The organism is Pontibacillus sp. ALD_SL1, from assembly GCF_017355605.1.
The window spans coordinates 3,366,091-3,390,649 of sequence record NZ_CP062974.1 but is presented as its reverse complement, the minus strand read 5'-3'; the positions used below and the strand labels follow the sequence as shown (position 1 = coordinate 3,390,649).

23 protein-coding genes are annotated in these 24,559 nt (G+C 41.4%); 18 read left to right on the top strand and 5 right to left on the bottom strand.

Annotated elements, in window-relative coordinates:
- Nucleotides 1-90: 90 nt before the first annotated feature.
- Nucleotides 91-1,155, top strand: a complete 1,065-nt coding sequence (locus IMZ31_RS16950) for an Ig-like domain-containing protein (protein ID WP_207528432.1) — start codon at nucleotides 91-93, stop codon at nucleotides 1,153-1,155.
- Between the two features lie 203 nt (nucleotides 1,156-1,358).
- Nucleotides 1,359-1,559, top strand: a complete 201-nt coding sequence (locus tag IMZ31_RS16945) for a cold-shock protein (RefSeq protein WP_026801633.1) — start codon at nucleotides 1,359-1,361, stop codon at nucleotides 1,557-1,559.
- Between the two features lie 176 nt (nucleotides 1,560-1,735).
- Here the strand turns inward: IMZ31_RS16945 and IMZ31_RS16940 are convergent, their stop codons facing one another.
- The 3 genes from IMZ31_RS16940 to IMZ31_RS16930 all read right to left on the bottom strand — a co-directional run bounded on the left by IMZ31_RS16940 (nucleotide 1,736) and on the right by IMZ31_RS16930 (nucleotide 5,409).
- Complete coding sequence (locus IMZ31_RS16940; RefSeq protein WP_207528431.1) at nucleotides 1,736-3,451, bottom strand: hypothetical protein; 1,716 nt, start codon at nucleotides 3,449-3,451, stop codon at nucleotides 1,736-1,738.
- 128 nt (nucleotides 3,452-3,579) lie between these two features.
- Nucleotides 3,580-4,461, bottom strand: a complete 882-nt coding sequence (locus IMZ31_RS16935) for an MORN repeat-containing protein (protein ID WP_207528430.1) — start codon at nucleotides 4,459-4,461, stop codon at nucleotides 3,580-3,582.
- A gap of 231 nt (nucleotides 4,462-4,692) precedes the next feature.
- Entirely contained in the window at nucleotides 4,693-5,409 is a 717-nt protein-coding gene (locus IMZ31_RS16930) for a DUF6904 family protein (RefSeq protein WP_371825510.1), read from the bottom strand.
- 180 nt (nucleotides 5,410-5,589) lie between these two features.
- On the opposite strand from IMZ31_RS16930, the gene IMZ31_RS16925 reads away from it, so the two are divergent.
- The 3 genes from IMZ31_RS16925 to IMZ31_RS16915 all read left to right on the top strand — a co-directional run bounded on the left by IMZ31_RS16925 (nucleotide 5,590) and on the right by IMZ31_RS16915 (nucleotide 8,457).
- Nucleotides 5,590-6,993 (top strand): trypsin-like peptidase domain-containing protein, encoded by a 1,404-nt coding sequence (locus IMZ31_RS16925; RefSeq protein ID WP_207528428.1) that lies wholly within the window; start codon nucleotides 5,590-5,592, stop codon nucleotides 6,991-6,993.
- A gap of 298 nt (nucleotides 6,994-7,291) precedes the next feature.
- On the top strand, nucleotides 7,292-7,453 hold the full coding sequence (locus IMZ31_RS16920) for a hypothetical protein (RefSeq protein ID WP_207528427.1): 162 nt from the start codon (nucleotides 7,292-7,294) through the stop codon (nucleotides 7,451-7,453).
- 284 nt (nucleotides 7,454-7,737) lie between these two features.
- A complete protein-coding gene (locus IMZ31_RS16915; protein WP_207528426.1) occupies nucleotides 7,738-8,457 on the top strand; it encodes a hypothetical protein in 720 nt (239 codons plus the stop codon).
- A 197-nt stretch (nucleotides 8,458-8,654) separates the two neighbouring features.
- On the opposite strand, the gene IMZ31_RS16910 is transcribed toward IMZ31_RS16915, so the two are convergent.
- On the bottom strand, nucleotides 8,655-9,800 hold the full coding sequence (locus IMZ31_RS16910) for an amidohydrolase (protein WP_207528425.1): 1,146 nt from the start codon (nucleotides 9,798-9,800) through the stop codon (nucleotides 8,655-8,657).
- A 199-nt stretch (nucleotides 9,801-9,999) separates the two neighbouring features.
- Here IMZ31_RS16910 and IMZ31_RS16905 point away from each other — a divergent pair, with 199 nt between their 5' ends.
- The 11 genes from IMZ31_RS16905 (at nucleotide 10,000) to IMZ31_RS16855 (ending at nucleotide 20,474) form a co-directional block, all read left to right on the top strand.
- On the top strand, nucleotides 10,000-10,461 hold the full coding sequence (locus IMZ31_RS16905) for an Lrp/AsnC family transcriptional regulator (RefSeq protein WP_207528424.1): 462 nt from the start codon (nucleotides 10,000-10,002) through the stop codon (nucleotides 10,459-10,461).
- Nucleotides 10,462-10,627: 166 nt separating this feature from the next.
- Complete coding sequence (locus IMZ31_RS16900) at nucleotides 10,628-11,476, top strand: M55 family metallopeptidase (RefSeq protein WP_207528423.1); 849 nt, start codon at nucleotides 10,628-10,630, stop codon at nucleotides 11,474-11,476.
- A gap of 21 nt (nucleotides 11,477-11,497) precedes the next feature.
- A complete protein-coding gene (locus tag IMZ31_RS16895) occupies nucleotides 11,498-12,424 on the top strand; it encodes an ABC transporter permease (RefSeq protein ID WP_207528422.1) in 927 nt (308 codons plus the stop codon).
- Nucleotides 12,425-12,426: 2 nt separating this feature from the next.
- Complete coding sequence (locus IMZ31_RS16890; RefSeq protein ID WP_207528421.1) at nucleotides 12,427-13,371, top strand: ABC transporter permease; 945 nt, start codon at nucleotides 12,427-12,429, stop codon at nucleotides 13,369-13,371.
- A 12-nt stretch (nucleotides 13,372-13,383) separates the two neighbouring features.
- Nucleotides 13,384-14,403: an ABC transporter ATP-binding protein gene (locus IMZ31_RS16885; RefSeq protein ID WP_207528420.1), complete on the top strand. Its 1,020-nt coding sequence runs from the start codon at nucleotides 13,384-13,386 to the stop codon at nucleotides 14,401-14,403.
- Nucleotides 14,403-15,362 (top strand): ABC transporter ATP-binding protein, encoded by a 960-nt coding sequence (locus IMZ31_RS16880; RefSeq protein WP_207528419.1) that lies wholly within the window; start codon nucleotides 14,403-14,405, stop codon nucleotides 15,360-15,362. Before IMZ31_RS16885 ends, IMZ31_RS16880 begins: the two co-directional genes overlap by 1 nt.
- Nucleotides 15,363-15,375: 13 nt before the next feature.
- Complete coding sequence (locus tag IMZ31_RS16875) at nucleotides 15,376-16,980, top strand: peptide ABC transporter substrate-binding protein (protein WP_207528418.1); 1,605 nt, start codon at nucleotides 15,376-15,378, stop codon at nucleotides 16,978-16,980.
- A 61-nt stretch (nucleotides 16,981-17,041) separates the two neighbouring features.
- Entirely contained in the window at nucleotides 17,042-17,395 is a 354-nt protein-coding gene (locus IMZ31_RS16870) for a DUF3899 domain-containing protein (protein ID WP_207528417.1), read from the top strand.
- Nucleotides 17,396-17,478: 83 nt separating this feature from the next.
- Nucleotides 17,479-18,021, top strand: coding sequence for a 3-dehydroquinate synthase II domain-containing protein (locus IMZ31_RS16865; protein WP_207528416.1), 543 nt, complete (start codon nucleotides 17,479-17,481; stop codon nucleotides 18,019-18,021).
- A gap of 252 nt (nucleotides 18,022-18,273) precedes the next feature.
- Complete coding sequence (locus IMZ31_RS16860; protein WP_207528415.1) at nucleotides 18,274-19,497, top strand: Ig-like domain-containing protein; 1,224 nt, start codon at nucleotides 18,274-18,276, stop codon at nucleotides 19,495-19,497.
- A gap of 503 nt (nucleotides 19,498-20,000) precedes the next feature.
- Nucleotides 20,001-20,474 carry a Pycsar system effector family protein gene (locus IMZ31_RS16855; protein WP_207528414.1) on the top strand — a complete coding sequence of 158 codons (474 nt, stop codon included), beginning with the start codon at nucleotides 20,001-20,003 and terminating at the stop codon, nucleotides 20,472-20,474.
- 230 nt (nucleotides 20,475-20,704) lie between these two features.
- On the opposite strand, the gene IMZ31_RS16850 is transcribed toward IMZ31_RS16855, so the two are convergent.
- Nucleotides 20,705-21,190: a hypothetical protein gene (locus IMZ31_RS16850; protein WP_207528413.1), complete on the bottom strand. Its 486-nt coding sequence runs from the start codon at nucleotides 21,188-21,190 to the stop codon at nucleotides 20,705-20,707.
- 592 nt (nucleotides 21,191-21,782) lie between these two features.
- Here IMZ31_RS16850 and grpE point away from each other — a divergent pair.
- Both grpE and IMZ31_RS16840 read left to right on the top strand, forming a co-directional pair.
- A complete protein-coding gene (gene grpE, locus IMZ31_RS16845) occupies nucleotides 21,783-22,823 on the top strand; it encodes a nucleotide exchange factor GrpE (RefSeq protein WP_207528412.1) in 1,041 nt (346 codons plus the stop codon).
- Between the two features lie 53 nt (nucleotides 22,824-22,876).
- Complete coding sequence (locus tag IMZ31_RS16840) at nucleotides 22,877-24,544, top strand: Hsp70 family protein (protein WP_207528411.1); 1,668 nt, start codon at nucleotides 22,877-22,879, stop codon at nucleotides 24,542-24,544.
- The last annotated feature ends 15 nt before the right edge of the window (nucleotides 24,545-24,559 follow it).

Genomic DNA, 24,559 nt, shown 5'->3' with positions numbered 1-24,559 from the left:
TAAGGACATAATTAAAAGCAAGCAAGGAACCCCATTCAAACATACGTACGTCTAGACTTTGTGAAAAAATAAGGCAGGAGGAATAAGAACATGCATAAAAAGCAAGCTTCATGGTTCTATCGAATCATAGCATTTGTCTTTCTTCTAGTAACCGTCTTACCAAGCACGACATCATCGGCAGCTGAACCCCAAGACATGTCTGGAATAAGCACCGGCCCCGTAGTAGAGGTGGATAAAGAAGAATATACAGCAGGAGAAACGGTTAGCATCACTGGAATTGTATACAATGAAGGGAACCCTCAGCGGAATGCCGTTGTAGCCCTTAGGGTTTTACAAGACGGTAAGACAAAAAGAGTAGATCAGATGGTTACGAACAAGGAAGGACACTATCAAAGCAGTTATGTTGTATCTGAAGACGATAAAGAAGGAACTTACAGCATAGAAGTGAACGCAATCGGTCAAAAAGGTACCACAACCTTTACCGTTTTGCCTTCAAAGGAAGATGATAATGGTGAAGGCGGGGATGACGACGGAGATGAAGGTGGAGGAGACGACAACGATCATGGTGGCTCCACTACACCGAACAAAGTAACATCAGAAGTCATTTCTAAAGATGATAAAAAGCAAGTCAACTTGGAGCTTGATGGAGCTGGGGACATCTACTATACGACCAACACGTCGCTAGTAGAATACCTGAAAAACGGTAACCAAGAATCCTATCAATTCGCTGAAGATCAAAATCAGCTACAAAAATGGGAGAAATACACGGAGCCTTTTGAAATTGAGAAAGACGAAACGGTATTTGCTGTAGCCATGCATCAAAATGAAACAGGGCCTATCACAAAAGCCGCGTCACCTGCCGTGAAGAAGTGGGAGAGCATGACTGATATCCCAAGAGATAAGCAATTTACTATTGAGTTTAATGAATCCTTACAATCTTCCACTGTAAACGAAGATACGGTATATGTAACGAAAGAGAATGGATCGAAAGTAACCATAGACGTTGCGTTATCAGAAGATGGGAAAACGATTGTGGTTGATTCGAAATATGGATACTACCAAGGTCAGACATACACGTTACACATTTCGCAACATATTAAAGCTGAGAATGGATATTTCCTCAAACAATCTGTGGAAATGGAATTTTCAAGATAAATGGAAGCACGGGGACGGTTCCCGTGCTTCATGGGAAGATGAATATGAGCACAATTGTTCATATCGTTTGTTCCACAGCCATGATAAAGTTGTAATTAACTAATTGTTGTTCGGAATAATAAACATGAGAATTTGAAGCATCTTTAGAAATTGTTAGAGCAAGAATGGTAATATTCGTGCAAACAGCACGTGGAGGAATCTAAATGAATAACGGTACAGTAAAATGGTTTAACGCAGACAAAGGTTTCGGATTTATTGAAGTAGAAGGTGGAGACGACGTATTCGTTCACTTCTCTGCAATTAATGAAGAAGGCTTTAAAACGCTAGAAGAAGGTCAAGCCGTTTCTTTCGATACAGAAGAAGGAAGCCGTGGACCACAAGCAGCTAACGTTGTAAAAAAATAAATCATTCAAAAGCTCTTTCCTATATTAGGGAAGAGCTTTTTTTGATCTGAGAGATATGGTGATTGGCTCTATTATTTCTTTTTTGGGGTTGTGGTAGGAAGCACTAGAACCGTCCCCGCGCTTCCACTGCTGAAATGTAAGTGAGGAAGCGCCTGGATCCGTCCCTGCGCTCCGATTCACTCATAATCCCCCACCGTCTCCCAAAAAGCCTCAGGATCGCCTTCTTCATTATCAAAGAAATCAACAACTTTCCCATCCACAATCAAGTAAGCGTTAAGAGTAGTCAAAAGGCCGCTTCCAAGGTCTGGGGCTAGTTCAACCACGTATACATTTTGTTGAAGTTTACTCACGATCAAGTCTTCTGTTGAACCTTGATAGACTAGATCAGCTATAAACTGTATCGCATCGTCTTTGTTCTTAATATTCGCTTGTGGTTGGGTGGTTTGCTCTTTTGGAGTTGAGTTTACGTTGGCGACGTCTGTTTTGCTCTGTCCATCCGTCCATAAAGCCACCGCTTCATCTTTATTGTTTATAGTGAAACCTCTTGCGACTGATTTTAAGTCTTTCACATCTACACTTGCACGTTCTGCGGTGTTGTACGTCTCGTATGCCAGAGATTCCACCTCGTTAGTCAAAGATTCAATATCAGCCATCTGTTCTTCTAATTCTTGCTGTAATTTCATTAGCTTTTCATCTTTTGAATCAGTTAAGAGATTGACGACGCCATGAAGGAAATTCTCTCTTGAGTCTACGGCTTGTTGTTTCTCTAATACTTCAAAAGGTTCGTCCGCTTCAAAACGGTTGTCCCAAACTCTGTTTTGAGCCGTCTCCCCGTAAAAAGAAACGAGGCCGTTAAAGACTCTGTTAGCGTTGACTCCAGAGGATGAGGATGTATCTTGGATTTTATCGACCAGTTTTTTTGAATCCCTGATTTCGTCGGATAATCCAATGGATCTATCGTGATAATTCTTTCCTTGTTTAACAAGCTCCTTTACTCCCTCTTGCTTATCAAGAAAAAGGTCTAAGTCCGAGAACGATGTGCCTAGTGATATGGCTTTTTCTATATCGGATCTAAAACTCTCAACGACATCATTTGATTGATCTAAGTATTGAACGGCCTGCTGGTGAGCCTGGTCTCGCTTCTTCAAGAAACGTAATACTTCTTCCGGGTTGTCCTGGTTGTAAGGCTCGTTGAAGATTTCATTATTAATATAATAAAATTCGTCGGCCCAGTGTGATAGAGCATTTTGCTTGAGGAAGATCGCGACTTTAGCTAATCCTCGTATAGCATATAAATCTCCGGAGTTATTCGAATATTGAATGCCGTCATCAGAGGTCTGTAGGGCAGATGTATAGTCATGCTTCATTAAATGCTCGAGCGAGTCTCCTGTGTACTTTTGAGCTACTTGCTCTTTTCCTTTGTTTAATGCCATTTGGGCATCTTCAAAGTTCTTTGTGTCATCTTCTATAACGTTTGACAAGGAGGCGATGGCGCCTTCATAATCTTCTTGCTCCATTAAAGCAGATCCTTCTTTATAGGATTGATCGGATGCGATTAGAGCGTTTGTTGTATCAATGATTCGGCTGGATGAGCTGTTAGAGAGAATGTCTTCTGATTGATTGGCATATTGGCGTGCTTCTTCATACTCTCCCTTTGTAATGGCCTCTTCGGCTAAAGCAATGACTTTCTTTTGCTCCACTCGTTCTGGACTAGTTTCATAGATATATGTACTAGCGGATATAGAAATGATCAGAATAAGTCCATACTGAAGCAGGACGTGACGTCGCTTTTTGGATTTTCCCCACCATAAAACGAGTGGGGGCTTAATGATGCCGATGATGATAGCTAAAAATGAAATAAGGGCTAAAAGAAAGAAAAGATTTTCAAGCAATAGTAGTCAACTCCTGTTTTCTTATGTAATTAAACTAAATAAAGAACTTCTCTTACCTGAGGTTATACTGCTGATACGTCCTGGAAGAGGTGAGGCATCCTTCTGCTTATGTTTTCGAGGATCGTACTTTAATCCATAAACTCATCTTCTTCCCATTCTCCTTCTTGCACTTCACCATCTGCTAGCACGGCCTTACCATATCCATGTCTCTCAAAGTCCAAAACCTCACCGGTGTAGGTTTCTCCGTTTGATAGAGTCATCTTACCAAAGCCTTGGGGACGATCATTTACCCATTCTCCCTCATAAATGTTGCCACTTCGGTCAACAAAATGGCCATTCCCTTCACGATTTCCGTTTTTCCATTCTCCTTCGTACTTTGTGTCCATCCATAAAAATGAAATCACACGTTTTCCTTTTCCGTGCTTCTTGTTGTTCTTCCATTGCCCCTCATACTCAATATAGAGGAAGCCCCAATCTGTTACTTCTCTACCAAAACCGTTTCTTTTCCCATGTTCCCAGTTCCCTTTGTAGGAGATTGTTTGGTTGCTTAGTTTTCCGTGACCTTGCTTTAGTCCGTCTGTATATTTTCCATCATAAGTCCCGGCCACTATATTGGGATCGTCTTCTGTTATCTCTGTTAAAAGGTTCGCTACAGAGATTAGAGCTACAAATGTGATCAGGAAAGCGGCGCTATATTGTAGGAAGATGTTTTTTCTACTATTTTTTCCTAAGGTCTTTGTTAGGGAAGGGCGTATCATCCCTGTCACCAGGGCAAGGAAGAAAAATACACCTGCAAAAAGAGTGAAGGATAGTAAGGATATGTGCCAGTTAAAGATCAAACCTAGTAGAGCTATGGTGATACTAGCTATTGCAGTGGTGAATAGTTGGAACACTCTAAATCGAGTCCTTTTAGAAGGAGCGGCCAGGGGGAGTGCCCACTTTGGTTTGAACAGTCCTGTAAGGAAAGCGAGTAAGGTGGTTATGAGTAGTATTATGAGTGTGAAAATCATTAAATCCCTCCGTGGAATTAAGAGAATGGTTTTTATATGTTTAGTTTTTATCTAATTTTGTGAGATTCGTTCATAGGTGTATATCGGTTTGATTGGTAATAGTTGAAGACTTTATACCTATTTTTGTTCTGGGGGAAGGGCAAAAAAGGGTCCTGTGCTTCACTTTTAGTTAAGGTGAGTGATCAAAGGAAGCGCCAGAACCGTCCCCGCGCTACACCTGTCCCCATGAACTTACCAATCAATACTCTCTGGATAGTCCTCTTTTAATCTAATCTCATCTGGGTGACACTGATGTTGGGCAGCTGCTTCATATACTTCTTCTTCTAGCTGTTGATATTCTTTCCCTCGTTCTGTTAGTCGTTTCGCCATGATGGATAGATTTTGCTGCCGTTTTTCAGCATCCCATTCTAAATAACGCAGATTTAATAGATCCACGTACTGGGTGCGGAAGTTTGAAAAGCGATAATGAGGACCTGTGAGCGCTTGAGCAGCATTCCGGAACTTTTGTGGGGACAAGACTTCTTGTAAACAATCCTTCACACAAGCATGAAGATACTGAACGAGAATGGTATGTTTATTAGATGGGAAACCTGTGCGTGAACGAGAGAATCCCTCTATGAAAACATTAAGCACAGCGGTGATATAAAGCATTTCAGGGTAATACATGGCAAAGGAATAATGCACATTTTGATTATTGCTGATGATTTCATGAAACTTCATCTTCTCTTGTGTCATATGATTATGGACAAATTCAATGTCCCGATTTCCTTGCATGGCATGCCTTATTTCATAGCAAAAACCAAGAACCCGCGTTCTCGAGCCTTCAAAGCTTGGATCCTCTCCCTCATTAGGAAGGATTGAGTGAAGGGCGTCATAAATTTCCTCTAAATCTTGAGGATCCCCGCTAATCTTCAGGCCTGCTAATTTTGGTGTGTTCGTTACACGAATGATATGATCATCTCCTAACTATCGATATCCCCATGATAAAGCAAAATGGCATAGTGAGCACGGGGGTATGTCCCATGCTTCTTTTTATTTTTGTTTAACTCCATCATTTTCATTTCTTATCGTTCTAAATAACTACTATAAGGTATAATATGGTTATGATATAGACAGGGGGAGGAGCTTATGAAGTGTCCGAACTGCCAATCTCAAAATATCCAACAAGCCCGTTTTTGTGTGAATTGTGGGTATTCGCTTACAAGTATTCCAAAACGAAACAACAAACTGTTGTGGGTTTTTGGTAGTGTGTTGGTTCTTTTTTGTGTTATTTGGACAGCGGTGATTTTTATATATCTTCAAGGTCAAGAAGAAAAGGAAGTCGTGAAGTCGAGTGTGGAAAAGGCTGCAGTGCAAGAGGAACCTCCTTCTGAAGAGGAGAAGCCGGAGGTAGAAAAGCCCCTGCAAGAGAAGGAGGAGACGGTTGCCACTCCTTCTAAGCAAGAACCCGAAACAAAAGAAACGGAAGTAAAAGAAGACAAAGTCAATAAGAAAGAACTAATTGACCAGGCGCTTTCCAAAGTGTATACCGTTTTAACGAATGATGGTCAAGGTTCAGGGTTCTTGTACCGGGATAATGGCAAGGTTGTGACAAATGCGCACGTTGTTTATGGCTACTCAGACGTCATCGTACAAAATCGTAGCGGAGTCCGGTATCCTGCGAGGGTTATAGGGGTATCAAATGAATATGATCTTGCTTTACTATCTGTCGATGGTTTAAAAGGAGAAAAGCCTCTTCCTATTGAATTAGAAAAATCCATGACTGGAATGGAAGTCATTGCTCTAGGCAGTCCGCGCGGTTTACAGAATACAGCTTCAATTGGGTACCTGACAGGTGTAGGGCGTCAATTTGATGACCCTCAGTATGCCTATGAGAACCTATACCAAATTGATGCTCAAGTATCTCCCGGAAGCAGCGGTGGCCCGTTGCTAAGTGCAGAAAACGGGAAAGTGATCGGAATCAATTCGGCGATCCTCTCGGATGACCAATCCATCGGTTTTTCCATGCCTATGTATACGATGGTGGACCTTCTGAACCAGTGGTCCCAATCGCCTATGACAGCTGCAGAGGTCAATGGAGTATTCGGATATGATCAAGGATACGCTACGTCTGGTTCTTATGATACGTACGAAGGTGAGTATAACGATGAATCAGAAGGGGACTATTACCCTGATGTAGAGAGAGAGTTGTCCGATTTTATTATTAGTTTTCGGAATAGCTATGAACAGGCTTTGGATTACCAGGACTTCTCATATATTGAAGGTTTCTTAGAGTATGAGGGTGAAGCTTATTGGGAGCTTTATGATTACATTGAGGACACGAAAGGGAAAGGAATGGAGTTTGATTTTACTTCCAACGAGGTCACAAATGTGGTGGTTGAGGGCGGCTATGCGATTGTCAGCACGTATGAAGTGTTTGATTTCATGAATGCTGCAGGTAATTGGAGTGTCTATGAGCGGGTTAAGGATTATACGGTTGTTGTGGATGAGTATGGGTATTATGTGATTTCTAGTATAGAGATATACCATTAGTGGTACAGGGGGGACGGGTTCATTGTCCCAGCGAGTGTGACATTGATTGTTTTCTTCTGTACTTAAGAGACCGAACAAAAGGTGTTGTAATTTAAGAACCCCTTCTTGATCGAATGTTCATTCAAGAAGGGTTTTCTTATTGTAGAATTTCAAAAAGAGAAGAGGGTCAAGGTACCCGTCCCTTGTGGAAGGTTTTCGTTTTAGGATTAAGTGGGGTGGGAAGGGTCTGTGATTGATCTTATCCTAAGACGAATGTATACTCCAAGGGTGTAGAACAGAATTGCAAAAGGAGTTTGTTATGGAAGATCATCAAAAGCAAGAAGCGCTGAAAGCTCAGGATGAAATGATGGAAATAGCGGATCGGTTATTCCAGGAAGGGAAGTCAGAAGCGGAAGTAAGGAAATTTCTTTCTGAGTATCTTGATCAAAAACGGGCTGAGGTGCAGAAGAATAAGGGATAGGAAGGTTGCTAATGCCTTATTCATATAGTAGATTACCAAATAAAGCAGGAGAGCTATGTAATGCACGTAGCGATCTTGCTTTATTTTTGTATGGATGAGTAGGAGTCATAAGTGCGGTCATGTACTGAAAAGCATTTTAGTGAGCATTCCCCCCTTGATCAAACGTTTGATCAAGGGTGATCGCTTAATGCCTGGGTGCTTACCTGTAAATTGGAAGTTAAGTATAGCTACTTCTCCTGTTATACTTTATGTAACGAAATTATCTTATAAAGGTAGGATTCCATTTGAGTAAATCTGAAAAGATCAATTACTTCGATCGTGAACGAATTACAAGACATGAGAAGCTTCAGCGAGCTAAAGAGCTCTACATTGATTTCTTAGAGCAAGATCATCATACAAGGTTCAATTCCTTTAGTCCCGCTGCGAATAACTATATTAAGGACACGTTCCATAAATATCATCCGAAGGAATTGGCGGCCTTTCGGAAATATGTTGGCATTAGGAAGAAAGCTTCTGCCAAGACCAAGAAGCCTACAGCAAGCAGAAAGAAGACGAATCACAACCTTCATGCCTTCGCTCAGCTAGGTGTGCGCTTTGAATCGAAAGTGAAAGAAGTGCTGCTTATGATTAACCAGCATAAATCAATGGATTTCCAAGTGTCGATACCGGTGAAAGGACATGATTCCAACACGCATTTTCTACGTCCTGATATCGTCATCAATGATGATATTTGGATTGACTGCAAATTGTCTGTTGATAGCAATATTAAAGAAACAGCATTAAAGTACGAGGGACACTGTCGCTTGTTAGAATTTTACCTGCTGATCGATGATGAAGTTGGATACGGCGTGCATGAGGGGTCTGGTCAGATCGTTCGTTCGATATGGAATGTCATTGATCGTGGAAAGAAGCGCTTAGGGGAAGAATTAACCGAGCATTATAATAGAGAGTTTAACCAGTTAAGAGAAGAGTACTTGACTTTAAAGGAAGAAAATACGGGGTAAACAATTGCGGGGATATGTACCGGTGCTGGCTTATTTATTTTATGGTCTAATGCAAATCATGAAACGAAAGATTAAATTATTGTTAAATAGTCAAAGGTTAATGAGCCATTGAAAAAAGGCATGTAACGAGTGCTCGTTACATGCCTTTTTTTATAGGGCTATTTTAGAAAATAGTAATCTGTTTTACACGAGACAGTTTAATCTAATGCATAAACCTCTTCTCCATTCACAAATGTCCTCAACACATAACTACTCCCATTAAACGGGTCATCGTTCCAAAGCACCACATCGGCATCTTTTCCTGCTTCTAAAGACCCGACGCGCTCATCTACTCCTAAATGCTTAGCCGCATTTAACGTAATCGATCTCCACGCATCTTTTTCTTCTAAGCCATGATTATGAGCTTGAATCGCGCTCATCCGTAAGTACTCAATACCAACCACAGGGTGATCGGTAGTAATGGAAACAGAGACCCCAGCTTGGTTTAGGATGCCTGCTGTTTCCCAGCCTTTGTCGCTTAGTTCTACTTTGGAGCGAGTGGACATCGTAGGTCCGATGGCTGCTGGGAAGTTAAATTGGGCAATGTAATCGGGTATTTGATGGCCTTCCGTGCAATGCTCGATACTGATGTCTAGGTCAAATTCCTTAGCCAGTCTAAGGAGGGTCACAATATCATCTGCACGGTGGGCATGGGCACGGAGCGGAATTTCTTTATCCAGGACTTTGCCCAAGTTTTCAAGGCCAAGATTATCCTCAACGTTCTCCCTGCGCTCGAGCTTTTGCTTATATTGTTGTGCTTTTCTTAACTGTTGGCGGAACATAGCTGCGATCCCCATACGCGTTACTGGTGCATGGCCTTTTGAGCCGTGAAGGCGTTTGGGGTTTTCACCGAAAGCGGCCTTCATGCCAGAAGGTCTGCGGAGCACCATTTCATCTACAACGTTCCCACTTGTCTTAAGTGTCACCATTTCACCTCCGATGACATTCGCGCTTCCTGGTAACACCTGAACGGTTGTGACGCCAGCCTTTCGTGCATCATCAAACCCCTTGTCACGAGGGTTAATACCATCTAGCGCTCGAATTTCTGGGGTAATAGGGCTGCTTGTTTCGTTAAAATCTTGCCCAGGTTGTCCGATCCCTTCTTCATGTACGCCCAGGTGCGTGTGCACATCGATAAGCCCTGGTGTGATATAGAGTCCGGTTGCATCGATGACCTGTTCAGGCTCCTCGCCAAGCTCAACTTCTCCAACTTGAGTTACTTTTCCACCTTCAATGAGTACACTCGCATTCGTAAGCGTCTCACCATTTCCGACGATAATCGTTCCGTTCTTAATTAACTTCATTAAAATCACCCCTGAATAAAAAATGTATAAATTGGTAAAAATCTCTTGCGTTAATTTAACTGAAAATTTATACTATTAACAAATTTACAATTTCGATACTATACGAAATGGATAGAGATGTAAATAGGGAGCTAATTCGAAATAAAGGTTCGGATTAGGTCTAATTTCATAGAAATTATACTGAAAGGCGGAATGGAGTATGTCGTCAGAGGAATTCGATTCTGTAATCGACGAATTGGATAAAGGCATTATTAAACAATTGTCGAAGAATGGGCGCATGTCTTTTGCAGAAATCGCAAGTGAGCTGGACGTAACAGAAAAGACCGTTCGCAAACGCTATAACCAATTGGTTGATAACAATATCCTGGAGGTTGTAGGAGTCGTAAACCCTATTACATTAGGGATTAAGATTGGTGCTATTGTACAGGTTCAAGTTGTTCCACAACACATAGATGAAGTCATTACATCGTTAACGAATATCCCGGTGATTCGCTATGTTACGACACTAACGGGGGAATACCAATTGCTTGGTCAGGTTAATGTCAGAAGCTATGAAGAACTCAATGAAACGGTCAAGAAGATCTATCAGATTCCACATATCCAATCGACTAACGTCCTAGTTCAAATGGATGTCCATAAAAATACATTTGAATATTTATAGATATATTTTTTTAAACATACATGTTTGAAAATTCAGTTAAAAGGGAGGCTGGCGACAAAGGGACAATTAATCTGTCCCGGAGGAGAAGGTGTGGGAACGATTCCAGTCGCGATGTGGAATTGCTGAGTATTTAAAGAATGAAAAATAAGATTTCAGGAGGATCCATATGAAAATTTTTATTTCAGCAGATATTGAAGGAATTTCTGGTGTGGCCACAAATGTGCAACTGAAGAAAAATGATGAGTACCAACGTTTCCGGAAGCTTATGACCGAAGAAGTAAATGCAGCTGTGCGCGGTGCCTTTAACGGAGGGGCGACAGAGGTGGTTGTGGCAGATGGGCATGGGAATATGTCGAACATTTTAATTGAAGAGTTCGATGAACGGGCTCGCCTCATTTCAGGGAGTAACCGCGTGATGTGTCAGTTAGAAGGCCTTGATGAGACGGTTGATGGCATGATGTTCGTGGGTCATCACGGTCGTGAATCAGGTTCTGAGCGAACCACCATTAGCCACACGTTAGCGGGCATTTGTGTGAAAGAAATGAAAGTGAATGGGAAAGTAGTTGGTGAAACGGAATTGAATGCCGGGGCGGCAGGATTTTACAACGTCCCATCAATTTTCATCTCAGGCGATGATGCTTACGTTGATGAAGTGAAGGAAACGTTGCCAGATGTCGAGAGTGTAGTGACAAAGCGCGGAATCGACCGCTTTGCTGCTGATCTTCGTTCACCTAAGCAAGTTCATAAAGAAATAGAAGAAAAGTCGGAGGCTGCGGTACAACGACTGGATACGTTCACGCCATATGAAGTACCCGGTCCAATTACATTCGACCTAACGTTTAAAGGATCTCAACAGGCGTTGATGACAACAACCATTCCTACAGTTGAAATGACGGGGACAGAAAGCGTTCGATTTACTTGTCAGGATTACATAACGGCCTATAAGCAAATGTGGGGGCTTGTCATTATTGCGATGTCTGCCACGAATGGAGTACTTGGCCACGTGAATGCATAACAGAAAGAAAGGAGGAAGAAGATGTACATTCTTAAGCGATTCCTAACGATGATTGTGACGATTTGGGTCATTACAACGTTGACGTTTATTATCATGCATTCTATACCGGGGGATCCTTTTGCCTCGGATGCTGACGTACTCCCGGAAGAAGTCGTTGAGAATATGAGGGAGAAATACAACCTCGATCAGCCCCTTCCCGTTCAATATCTTCTTTATTTAAAGAATCTCGCCACCTTGGATTTAGGACCTTCCATTGAATCAAAAACGCGGGATGTGAACACGTTGATTGCGGATGGGTTTCCGGCATCTGCGTTACTCGGCATACAAGCTCTTGTGATTGCCATTGTTTTTGGCCTTATATTAGGAATCGTTGCGGCGCTTAATCACAACGGCCTACTGGACTACCTCTCCATGGGGGTAGCTATTATAGGGATTTCGGTGCCAAGCTTTATTCTGGCGCCTCTCTTGATTAAATATTTTGCCGTAGATTGGGGGCTTCTTCCTGTAGCTTCGTGGGGAACTTGGGAGCATACGGTGTTACCGTCGGTTGCTTTAGCAACAGCCCCGCTCGCCATCGTTGCTCGCTTCATGAGGTCGAGCATGCTTGAAGTGATGAATCAGGATTACATAAAAACCGCAGATGCAAAAGGGGTCAGTACGATCGGGATTGTGATCAAGCACGGTATTCGTAACGCGCTCATTCCCGTTATATCTTTTATCGGCCCTTTAGTGGCGTTTCTTCTTACAGGAACGTTCGTCATTGAGAAGATCTTTGCCATACCAGGGATTGGGAAGTATTTCGTCGATAGCATTTTCAATCGTGATTTCCCTGTCATCCTAGGCACGACTATCTTCTTCAGTGCGATTCTCATTGTGACCTTGTTTATTGTGGATATTTCGTATCGATTAGTGGATCCAAGAATTAAATTATCGAGTAAGGGGGAGTAGAGATGATCGAACAGAGAAATGAAGAAGATTTATTTCACCCCGTAGACCGCAATCGGTTCAAGCAAAATGAGATCGTCAGGCCGAGTGTCGGTCAGTTCAGGGAAACCGTGACGAACATTTTACGAAATAAGCTTGCCGTACTTGGAATGTTTATTTTGGTAATCATTACGTTCTTCGCAATTTTTGGGCCGGGCATGGTTCCTTATAGTTATTCGGATCAGAACTTAGAAGCGAAGAACCTGGCCCCAAGTGTTGAGCATTGGTTTGGAACGGATTCACTTGGGCGAGATATGTGGGCGCGTACGTGGTACGGGGCCAGAATCTCTTTAACAATCGGAATTGCAGCCGCGTTAATTGACCTCATTATGGGCCTTGTGGTTGGAGGTATATCAGGTTATATGGCTGGTCGAGGGAAATTGGGGGACCGAATTGATGGCTTCCTCATGCGAATTGTAGAGATCTTATATGGTATACCGTATTTGCTGGTGGTGATCTTACTACTAGTTGTTATGAAACCTGGTTTATGGACCATTATTCTCGCTTTATCCATTACAGGTTGGGTCGGCATGGCGCGGATTGTAAGGGGGCAAATTCTTCAGTTAAAAGAGCAAGAATACGTAACGGCTGCTCAGAAACTTGGTACCTCTCATGGAAAGATTATCTGGCGTCATTTGTTTCCGAATATGATCGGCATTATTATAGTGAACCTGACATTTACGATTCCAAATGCCATTTTCGCAGAGTCCTTCTTAAGTTTTATCGGTTTAGGGGTACAAGCCCCGATTGCAAGCTGGGGAACGATGGCCAATGATGCATTAGGTGTCATCTTAACCGGACAGTGGTGGCGTTTGTTCTTCCCTGGTTTCCTCATCTCGTTAACGATGTTTGCATTTAACGTATTTGGAGATGGATTACAAGATGCGCTCGATCCACAATCAAGTGATTAAAGGAGGGGTGAGATGGAACGTTTATTAGAAGTTGAAGACTTGCACGTATCGTTTAAGACCTATGGCGGGGAAGTGCAAGCTGTACGCGGTGTGAACTTCCACGTTAATAAAGGAGAAGTACTAGCTATTGTGGGGGAGAGTGGTTCTGGTAAGAGTGTGACAGCAAAGACGATTATGGGATTGTTACCGAAGAAAGTCAGCCGCATCAGCTCAGGAGTGGTCACTTTTGAAGATGACGACTTGCTAACGTATTCCAAGAAGGAAATGCAAAAAGTAAAAGGATCTAAAATTAGTCTTATTTCTCAAGATCCAATGACATCTCTAAACCCTACGATGAAGATCGGTTACCAGATTGACGAATCCTTAAAACTGCATACGAACTTATCTAAAACGGAACGAAAAAGCCGCGTGCTGGAGCTTCTGACCTTAGTCGGTATTCCGAATGTGGAGGAGCGCTATAGCCAGTATCCGCATGAGTTGAGTGGAGGAATGAGACAAAGGGTTCTTATTGCAGTTGCCCTTGCCTGTGAACCTCAGCTTATTATTGCAGATGAACCAACAACAGCGCTTGATGTAACCATTCAGGCTCAAATTCTTGACCTGCTTAAAGACCTTCAGAAACGCTTGGATACGTCTATCTTAATCATCACCCACGATTTAGGAGTGGTCGCTGAAGTTGCGCAGCGTGTGGCGGTCATGTATGCGGGCGTGGTTGTGGAGAGCGGTTCGGTTGAAGAAATTTTTGCGAATCCAAATCATCCTTATACGTGGGGGCTGCTCGGTTCCATTCCAAAACAACGACAAGATGGGGCGCGAGAACGTCTAATCCCGATTGAAGGGACACCTCCTGACTTGTTCTCTCCACCGAAAGGGTGCCCGTTTGCGGCTCGGTGTGAGTATGCGATGGATATATGTGTAGAGAAAATGCCGGAGTCTACGTACTTGACCAGCGATCATGCCTCTAAATGTTGGTTGAATGATTCTAGAGCTAAGAAGCCGAAGGAAGTCGCAATGGCGGGGAGGAGTAGATAATGTCAGAGTCACTCGTAGACGTACAGCAGGTGAAAAAGCATTTCCCAATTGGAGGGAACCAAACGCTTAAAGCCGTTGATGATATCAGTTTCTCCATTCAAAAGGGAGAAACGTTAGGGCTTGTAGGAGAAAGTGGAAGTGGAAAGTCAACGCTTGGTCGCACGATTGTAGGACTAGAAGGTGCTACTTCAGGATCCGTTACGTATAAAGGAAAAGACGTATCGACTCTTGGGCGTAAGGAAGCTCGTGAAGCGAACCGAACGATGCAGATGATTTTCCAGGACCCACAAGCTTCTCTGAATCCAAGAATGAAGGTCATGGATATTATCGCAGAGGGAATTGATGCGCATGGCTTATTAAAAGGCAAGAAGCGTAAAGAAAGAGTCTTTCAGCTTTTAGAAAGGGTCGGGCTTCAGGCGGATCATGCCAAAAGGTATCCTCATGAATTTAGTGGAGGGCAGCGTCAACGGATTGGAATAGCGCGGGCGTTGGCTGTAGAGCCTGAATTTATCGTAGCGGATGAGCCGATCTCAGCGTTAGATGTCTCGATTCAAGCACAAATCGTTAACTTAATGGAAGATCTAAGACAGGACTCGGAGCTGACGTATTTGTTTATTGCTCATGATCTAGGGATGGTGCAGCATATCAGCGATCGTATAGGAGTCATGTATCTCGGTGGGATGATGGAGCTTGCTGATAGTGATCAATTGTTCCAAGAACCCCTTCACCCTTACACGCAGGCCTTGCTATCCGCTAATCCAGTCCCGGATCCGGCGGTGACAAACAGTCGAGAGCGAATTCTGCTAGAGGGGGATCCCCCTAGTCCTGTTAATCCGCCATCCGGATGCCGTTTCCGGACAAGATGTCCGCATGCAATGGGTGTTTGTAGTGAAGTAGTTCCTGAATGGAAAGAACAGCAAGCGGGTCATTGGGTCGCTTGTCATCTATATAATGAATAGGAGGATGAGAGAAATGAAGAGAATGTTCTTTGGAGTACTGTTTGTGCTTGTACTTGTACCCATGCTTGCTGCGTGTGGTGGTGATGCATCAGGAGAAGGTGAAGGTGAGTCGGAACAATCGATTACGGTGAACGCGAAGAGTGAACCACCATCCCTAGACCCAGCACTTGCGACGGATACAACGTCTGGATGGGTTTTGGACCACTTATACGAAGGTCTTTATACAGAAAATAAAGAAGGCGAAATTATTAAAGGGCTTGCTGAAGAAGTAGAAGTATCTGATGACAAAACGACCTATACGGTAACCATTAAAGAAGACGCTAATTGGTCAAATGGTGATCCTATTACTGCTGAGGACTTTGAATATTCCTGGAAACGTGTCCTAAAGCCTGAAACAGGTAGTTCATTCGCCTTTTATATGTACTACATAAAAGGGGCTGAAGCGTACAACAAAGGTGACGGTTCGGTTGAAGACGTAGGTGTTACTGCAGTTGATGAGAAGACGCTTAAGTTTGAGCTTGAGAAGCCGACTGGTTTTATTGAGAAGCTGCTTGCGTTCTGGACGTACTACCCAGTTAATAAATCAGTGGTAGAAGACAATGAAGACTGGGCTGCTGAAGCAGACAACTATGTCAGTAACGGCCCTTACTCCCTTGATAGCTGGGATCATGATAGTCAGCTTATTGTGAAGAAGAACGGAGAGTATTGGAACAAAGAAGATGTGTCCATGGAGAAGATTACATGGGAAATGGTGAATGATGCGAATACGTATTATCAAATGTACAAATCAGGCGAGCTTGATATGATTGATACACTGCCAACAGATGTCATCGCCCAAGAAAAAGGAAGCGAAGACTTCAAGATTACGCCGTACTTCGGAACGTACATGTACATGTTCAACGTGGACAAAGAACCATTTACAAATCCGAAAGTTCGAAAGGCCTTTACGATGGCAATCGATCGTGAATCGATTACCGAAAACATCTCTCAAGGCGGCGAAGACCCTGCCTATGCCTTCGTACCTTATGGAGTAGACACACCAAACGGAGATTTCCGTGAACAAAAAGAAGCCTATTTCGAAGAAAATTATGATGAGGCGAAGCAACTAATCGAAGAAGCGAAACAAGAAGAAGGATGGGACGAACTCCCAACAGTTGAATTGATGTACAATACATCAGAGAACCATAAGAAGATTGCAGAAGGCGTTCAAGAAATGTTGAAACAGAATCTTGGTGTGGAAGTAACCTTGAATAACCAAGAGTGGAACACTTACCTTGATACAACGAAACAAGGGAACTACCAAATGGCTCGTATGGGCTGGATTGGCATTTATGTTGATCCAACGCCGATCCTTGATTATTATCTTGGAGATAGCCCAAACAACCGTACAAACTGGGTAAGCGAAGAGTACGACTCTTTAATGGCTGAATCAAAAGGAATTCAAGATCCAGCGAAACGAATGGAGAAGCTTCATGAAGCAGAAGATATCTTGATGGAAGAACTTCCATTTATGCCTGTATACCACTATTCTCAAAACTATTTAACTTCACAAGATTACAAAGGAATTGTGTATCCGGTAAACGGCATGCCTTACTTGCAATGGGCTGAAAAGAAATAATGTAAAGAAGAGCTGACCTTAGGAAAGAGGTCAGCTCTTTATATAAGAGGAGAGTGAAGAGATGTTTTTTGTTATTCCAATGGCGTTGTCGGCAATCATTCTTGCCCTATGTTATGGACTGGGGGATTTTGAATTAATACATATGGTGAACACAGCATTTTACTGGGGATTGATTAGTCTGACCATCGGAACCTTTCTTCACATTATTCAAACCGGCTTTTTTCGGTTGTTTACGAGTGGCTTTAAACAGCTGAAGCGTCGAACAAGGTCTGCTGAACGGGTGGATCGGAGATTGAAAGAGGATAGAGAGTTGCAGAGTTGGAAGAGAGGCGTGTCTGATAAGAGCAGGGTTATGTTTTTAGGGATTGGGATAGGATTGATCCTATCGGCTTTTGGTGGAGTGTTGATGTTGTGAGAAGATAGTTTGGCGGGACATATCGTACACTTCTACTGGAGTGTCATAAAGGTTGCAAATGGTTCTGTGTTAGGAGTGCAAAAATGAAGGGACAAACTCAGTACTTTGAAGTAACAAAGATTATAGAAGTAGGAGAAGGCATGAGAGTGTGTTTAGATTTTACTGATATCTTGGCACCTGCAGAAGGTCTTTTTGTAGGCAACACGGGTCACGGGTATGTGCACGTTCTCTCGGAGAATCGCGAAACAGGGGATTATCCCGCAAGACCGTTTCGAATTAACTGTGGTGCGTTTCATCAGTATTTACATCAAGGTGATCGAATGCTCTACCTTCATGAGGTAACACCAGGAGAACCTCTTACGCTTTCTAGCCTTGAGGTGGAAATAGATCGGTACGTTGGGAGAGTGAAGATTGAGAAGCGTCCGTTTGTAAGAGTGGAGTGTGAAGGTCAGGACGGAATGATTTCTGCCACGCTTCAGAATTCTTCTAGTGTTTTTGTTCGGGAAGAGAGTGAAGGGGAACTATCGGTTCAGGATCTAACCGTTGGGCAGCGGATCTTGTGTCTTCCGGATGAGCCTGGGCGTCATTTGGGTGAGAGGATTGAGGAGACTATTTTTGAGAAGTAAGAAGTACGGGATTTATCTACCGTGCTTCTTTTATTTTTTCATAGATTTAGACTGTTGATAGAAAGAGAATTCAATACTTCTTATGCAAATCTTCTAATTGAATTATAATGAAGGTTTTGAAATAATATCCAAAAGGACGTTTTTAATTCGGGTGAGCTATTTGAGTAAGATTGAGGCAACTACATAATCTATGAATCTATTCATTTTTATATACCTAGAAACGTCTTAAATAACGGGAGAGGTTGAAAGCATATGAGAGCCATGAAATGGTTGATCGTTTCATTTATGTTGGTGCTAGGTCTTACAACATCTGTATCAGCAGAGGAAGAAACCTATGAAGAATTATCAGTCGAGGAGAAACACAAGTTACTGACTGAGATTGCGATTGAGAAAGATATACCGCCTGAAATTTTAAAGGCGATTGCTGCCGGGGAAAACAATATGATGCAGTTCAAAGAAGATGGTACCGTTCAAATCGTTGAAGATGGTGGCATTGGGATCATGCAAATAACGAATCATGACCTTACGGGTGTAGATAAAACTCGTTTGGCTACTGATACGGAGTACAATATTAGGGTAGGCGCTGATATTTTAAATCAGAAGTGGGATTACTTTGCTTCAAATCCTGCTTTGCCTATCATAAATGGTGCTAGTAACCGCCATATTTTAGAACAGTGGTACTTTGCTATTATGGCTTATAATGGGTATTCAAATTTGAATAACCCTGATAGAGATTATGAAAATGGTGAAAAGCCCTATCAAGAAAAGGTATTCACCAATATAAAAAAATATAGTGGAGTTTCAATAGCCGCGATACCTGAAGACTTTTCTTTCGATACTGAAGATGGCTTCAAATCAGAACAAGGTGAATATAGTTGGAATGGAGCAAATTCATATACTACTCAAATGTTCCAACCTGGAGATCAAGTGTATGTAATGAATAACTATGATTTGAGTGACAACTATGACTATGGAAATCTAAGAACCAATAAATCATTTACGAGTAGTCCGGTTGATCGAGTTCCATATTACTCGGAACTGGAAATTGTAAGCGGTCCTTATTACCCAACAGAGTGGATCTATCGACATTTTGTAGCTTATGAAGTTAAAAGCGATCACTACAATGGATACGTAGCTTCAGCTAACTTAAGGAATATGGAACAAAAGGAAAAGGAATTTGATCCAAAAGGTGAGCAGATGACGGAAGTGTCTTTGGATAAAACATGGAAAATTGAAATGAATACTGAGATTGACCCAGCAACAGTAAATGAGCGTAATGTCTACATTGTTTCCGATGATGGAAAAGGTGTACGTATCGATTTATCGTTATCCTCTGACCAAACCATGATCACAGCAACTCCTGAGGGTGAGTATGACAAAGACACGGAATATGCGCTGTATGTGAAGGGGTTGAAGTCTACTGAAGGGGAGCCTTTAGGGACGAATGTATTTAGGGAGTTTAAAACGGTTAAATAGAATTACTAAAATTGCAGTGGGACAAGGGGACAGGTGCATTGTTCCGAGTATGTTATTAATGTAAGGTAGAAAAATAAAAGGATCAAAGTACTCATTGGAGTACTTTGATCCTTTTTAGTTCGCTCTCGTTTTTGGATATTGAGAGACAACGGGACGATGTACCTGACCTATAATTTGTTCTCCATGAATCTTTCAGACCAACCTTGAACATTCCAACTGGCATCACTGCATGCAGATCTTACATCGCCTTTAGTAAGAAGCACGGGGACGGTTCCGATGCTTCTTTTTTTAGTGAATTTTCGGTTTGAATGAAGCACTAGAACTGTCCCCACGCTTCCTAGAATTTATTATCTTTGGTTTGCAAAAGGACAGTGTGCCTATCCCCCTGATTCATAAAGTTTCGTTTAGCGTCTAGCAAAAGAAGGTCATTTACGTTTTGAAGAAGAAAGTCCTAGTAGTAGGACTTAAATTTCGAATTAAAAATATAGTCAGGGGTTGGGAGTGTGATCGACATCGCATCCTTCGAAAAGAGAATAGAGTTCATTAAGAGTGCTTTGGAACATGCTGAGCGTCGTATTGAAATTCTAGATCAAAAAGCCAGTATTCTTATCGCTATTCAGGGTGGTTTTCTTGTTTTAATTCTCGCTTTATTCAAAGATTATTTTGGAGGTTATGTTCAACTCTTTGAACAAGCAGAACGTTATCGAATATTGTCTAACTTGTTTGTCTTGATCAGCTTATGTCTTACATTCTACGTTATGATTCTATTAATTCTTACTATAAGACCTAAGTTGAAGTTCTTTTCTTCTTCCATGCCGTATGCTCCAATCGATGCAAGTCGCTATATATTTTGGTTCGATAAGAGAGCGGGGAACTTGGTTACGCACGTTTATGAAGATGCTGTTGATGGGATGAATTATCTTATAATATGGAATGTGCTTGGAGTATTATTCCTTCTTATTTTCACCATGTTTTAATAGCAAGAGGGGAGGACAGGGGAAGTTTCGGTACCTATGCATTCCATTTACACATTAGAATTCAGATCAAAGCAGGGAAGCTTAGTTGATAACTTAGCTTCCCTGCTTTATTTTTGTTTGGAAAAGAAGATGAACAACACCCTTTTGTTAGTAGTACTTATCAGCATTTTAATAATCTTTCCATCTTGTTCAAATGTTTGATCAAGAGAAATGGTTTAATGCAGGTAGCACTATAACCGTCCCAGTACTTTTTTTAGTTCTTTATCTTTAAAGTATTTAAAAATAATTTTAGAAATTAACATAGAATTACTGAAGTAGAAAGGGATATATAAAGGTATACCGAAAGCACTTATACTTGTTAAACCGGGAACTAGGCCAAACAACTTCCAATGAACGGAAATTATTATCAAGAAAGAAACTATATAAACCGATATGCCTGCAATCCAAATCCTAACTTTAATATCTTCAAAATTGTCTTCTTTCATAATATGAATGAGTGATGAAAATTCCTCTTCTTCACTAGCTCTTTCATTCTTCATCTCTTTAAAGAGCGTATAAATACCGAAGATGAACGTAAACCAAGTTATGTAAGTAACTGGAGATTTATAATTGAAGAGGTCTAATTCAGGAAACATATACACATACAAAAAATAAAGAAACAATAAAATTGTAGTCCAACGAATGATTAATTCAAAAGTTTTTAGAATGTACTTCATACTGAAACTCCTACATAAATTTTTCTAAGATTCTTTTTTGTATATCACCAAGATACTTTATTCTGCATAAACCTTTTAATGATGAACTGGTATCACTGCAATTGGTTCTTACAAACAGAAATAAATGTTGAATGGAAGTGACGTGAAAAGTGTGTTTTAAAAAGATTTTCAGTTCAATAGTAAACATAAATAATACATATACTCGCTCTCAACTTTCTTAGATATAACTCATTTGGCATTTGTTAACTCACTTCATTTTTTAAGTAGTTTAATTGTCGCAGAATAAAATGTACCACGATTTTGGTCGAATGCAAGTTGTTTATTGAATTATTCCTATATTTCTACTTAATTCTAATTAGGCCTTAGGCGGCCCATGGGCTTACGAGCTCGCTACTTTTTTATTGGTTATATACTCTCCCTAATTTTCTTCATCCAATCAACTAATTAATTGGTAATAAAAATGCTGTATTTACAATACTAGTAATAAAGTGTGAGAAATGTAATTTATAACCTACTAAAGACTTCAGTATTATAGTACAATGATAGTCGTTTAGTATGAGTTCGATCTTTACAATTAAGGGAGGAAGTACTTTTGAAAGAAAAAGGTGGAAGATTTAAATTCAACCCTTTCAATAAACAGTCCGTGGAAAGAGATGAAAGGGAGCCTGTACCTAGTCATGCAAGGCAATCAGAAGGAGAACGAAACATATATGATCAGGAACAAAACCTAACTCCTGAAGAAGCAAGCTTACATAATAATTTTACTACTGAAGCGACGAATGAATCTAATGAACCAAGTCTATATAACTATGAAACGGAACAATTAGAAAATCCGAAGGCGGAGACCGAAGAGGTTTCATCTACCACTCATGTGGATCTAAGTGAACCAGATTCGAGTGAAGCGATCTTGGATCAACAAGACCTTTCTGAACTTACAACGCACAGTGAGAAGGATGAACGCATACAAAAGCTCCAGGATTACATCGAAGAGCTCAAACTCGAAAATAGCATCATTCCAGGCTTGAAGGCAGATGTAGCAAGCCTTAAGGAAGAAGTTCAAGAGCTAAAACAACCTTCAGAGCAGCATGCCGCGACACGAGAAATTGGCGCAGAAGATTTAACGCAGATGGTCTATGAAGGCTTCACTAAGCTTGAGAAGCAGTTTGAAGGTTTAAGTAGAGAATTCACATCTAAGGTTAAACAAGATGAGAGCAAAGAAAAAGTAATTGATAGCTTACATAGAGAATTACAGACATACAAAGAAGATCAAATTAAAGATATTATCAAACCCGTTATCAACGATCTGATCTTGATGGCAGATCGTACAAAGAAACAAGTTGATCGCCTTTCTAAAGAAGATGAATTAAATCCACAGAAACTTCTGCGTGCGCTAGATGATTCAGTTTTAGATGTTGATGACATTCTTTATCGTCAGGGGATCGAATCCTTCACGCATACTAGTGAAACCTTTGATAGCAAGAAGCAACAGATTGTTAAAACCATTAAGACCGATGATGAAACGAAAGATAAGCAAATTGCAGAAGTCGTAGGTAAAGGCTACGAATGGGACGGTAAAGTATTTCGTAATGAAAAAGTGAATGTCTTTGTCTACGAAAAGCCAAAGAATTCATAACACATAGTCTTAAATTTTTCGAATATCTAAGTTAGATACAAAGGAGCTATACAATGAGTGATATTAAAAAAGTATATGGAATTGACTTAGGCACAACGTATTCATGTATTTCCTATATGGATGAACACAATAAGGCGGTTGTCTTATCAAACTCAGAAGGGGAACGTATTACGCCTTCAGTTGTATATTTTGAAGACATAGGAGAAGACAAACCGAATGTTGTGGTAGGTACAGCAGCAAAGGAAAGTTCAAAACTTTATCCGAACGATGTTGTTTCGTTTATTAAACGCCAGATGGGTACAGATATTCCATTTTATCATGGAGATGAGAATTATCGCCCTGAAGAGGTGTCTGCTTATGTGTTGAGGAAGCTTGTTCAGGATGCTGCTGAGAGCACGGGCGAAGATATTGAAGATGTGGTTATTACCGTACCTGCATACTTTGGTGTGAATGAGCGCGAAGCTACAAAGCGTGCCGGTGAAATAGCAGGACTTAACGTAATTGGATTAATACCAGAGCCGACAGCAGCGGCAGTGGCATACGGAATGACGAAAGAAGACGATAAGAAAGTACTTGTATATGACCTTGGCGGAGGAACATTTGACGTTACCTTAATTGACATTTCACAAGAGTCAATTGAAGTAGTTGTTACTGGTGGAGACCATAACCTTGGAGGGAAAGATTGGGATGATGCGATCATCTCTTACTTAGTTGATCAATATAAAGAACAAACAGGTTCTGATGAAGATATTTTAGAAGATGAAGAAACAGCTCAACAGCTACAACTAAGTGCTGAGTCTGCTAAGAAGACATTATCTTCACGCAATAAAGCACCAATCCGCTTCAATCACGGAGCTGAAAGTGTTCGTGTTGAGCTAACTAGAGAGAAGTTTGAAGAGATTACTGAGCATTTGCTTCAACGTACCATCGAACTGACGAACCTCATGTTAGAAGAAGCGAAGAAAAAGGGAGAAGGCGCTGACCAGGTAGATGAAATTATTCTAGTCGGTGGTTCTACTCGTATGCCTCAAATTGAAGCACGTCTAACTCAAGAATTTAATGTTCAATTAACCGTTTTTGACCCGGATGAGTCGGTAGCGAAGGGCGCTGCATTATATGGCATGCAACGATCTCTGCAGGACTGGGTCAAAACAAGAGCGCAAGAAATTAACGAAAGCACGGGCGGAGGTTCAAGTGAAGATACCGCCAAAGCAGAAGAGCAGGCTATAGACGAGCTTGCGAATATTGCTCCTGCTATAGGACCAGGATCAATTGAAAGCAATATCAAGCGTGCCATTAAAAATGTAACAAGTAAGAGCTTTGGTATTATTGCGATTGTAGATGGAGAAAGAAAAGTCGTTAACCTCGTTAAGAAAAATGATTCTTTGCCAAGTGTAATTACTCAAAGTTTCGGAACGCTTGAAGCTGATCAGGAAACAGCGTTGCTAGAAGTTATGGAGAATGAACTATCTGATGAAAATGTAGAGATTGATAACGCGGTAAATATAGGAGAAGCAGTTCTTGAGTTGCCGCATGGATTACCAGAGGGGGCCCCAATTAGCGTGAAGTTTGTGTTAAATGAAGATGGACGCTTAGAAGTTACAGGGGTAGAACTTACAAACAACGGACAAGTGAATGCGACACTTGAAACCTCTTCCATAATTACTCTTGAAGAAGTGGAAGAAGCAAAAGTTAGAAGTAGTGCGTTACAAATAAGTTAAAGGCGATGGGGGCTC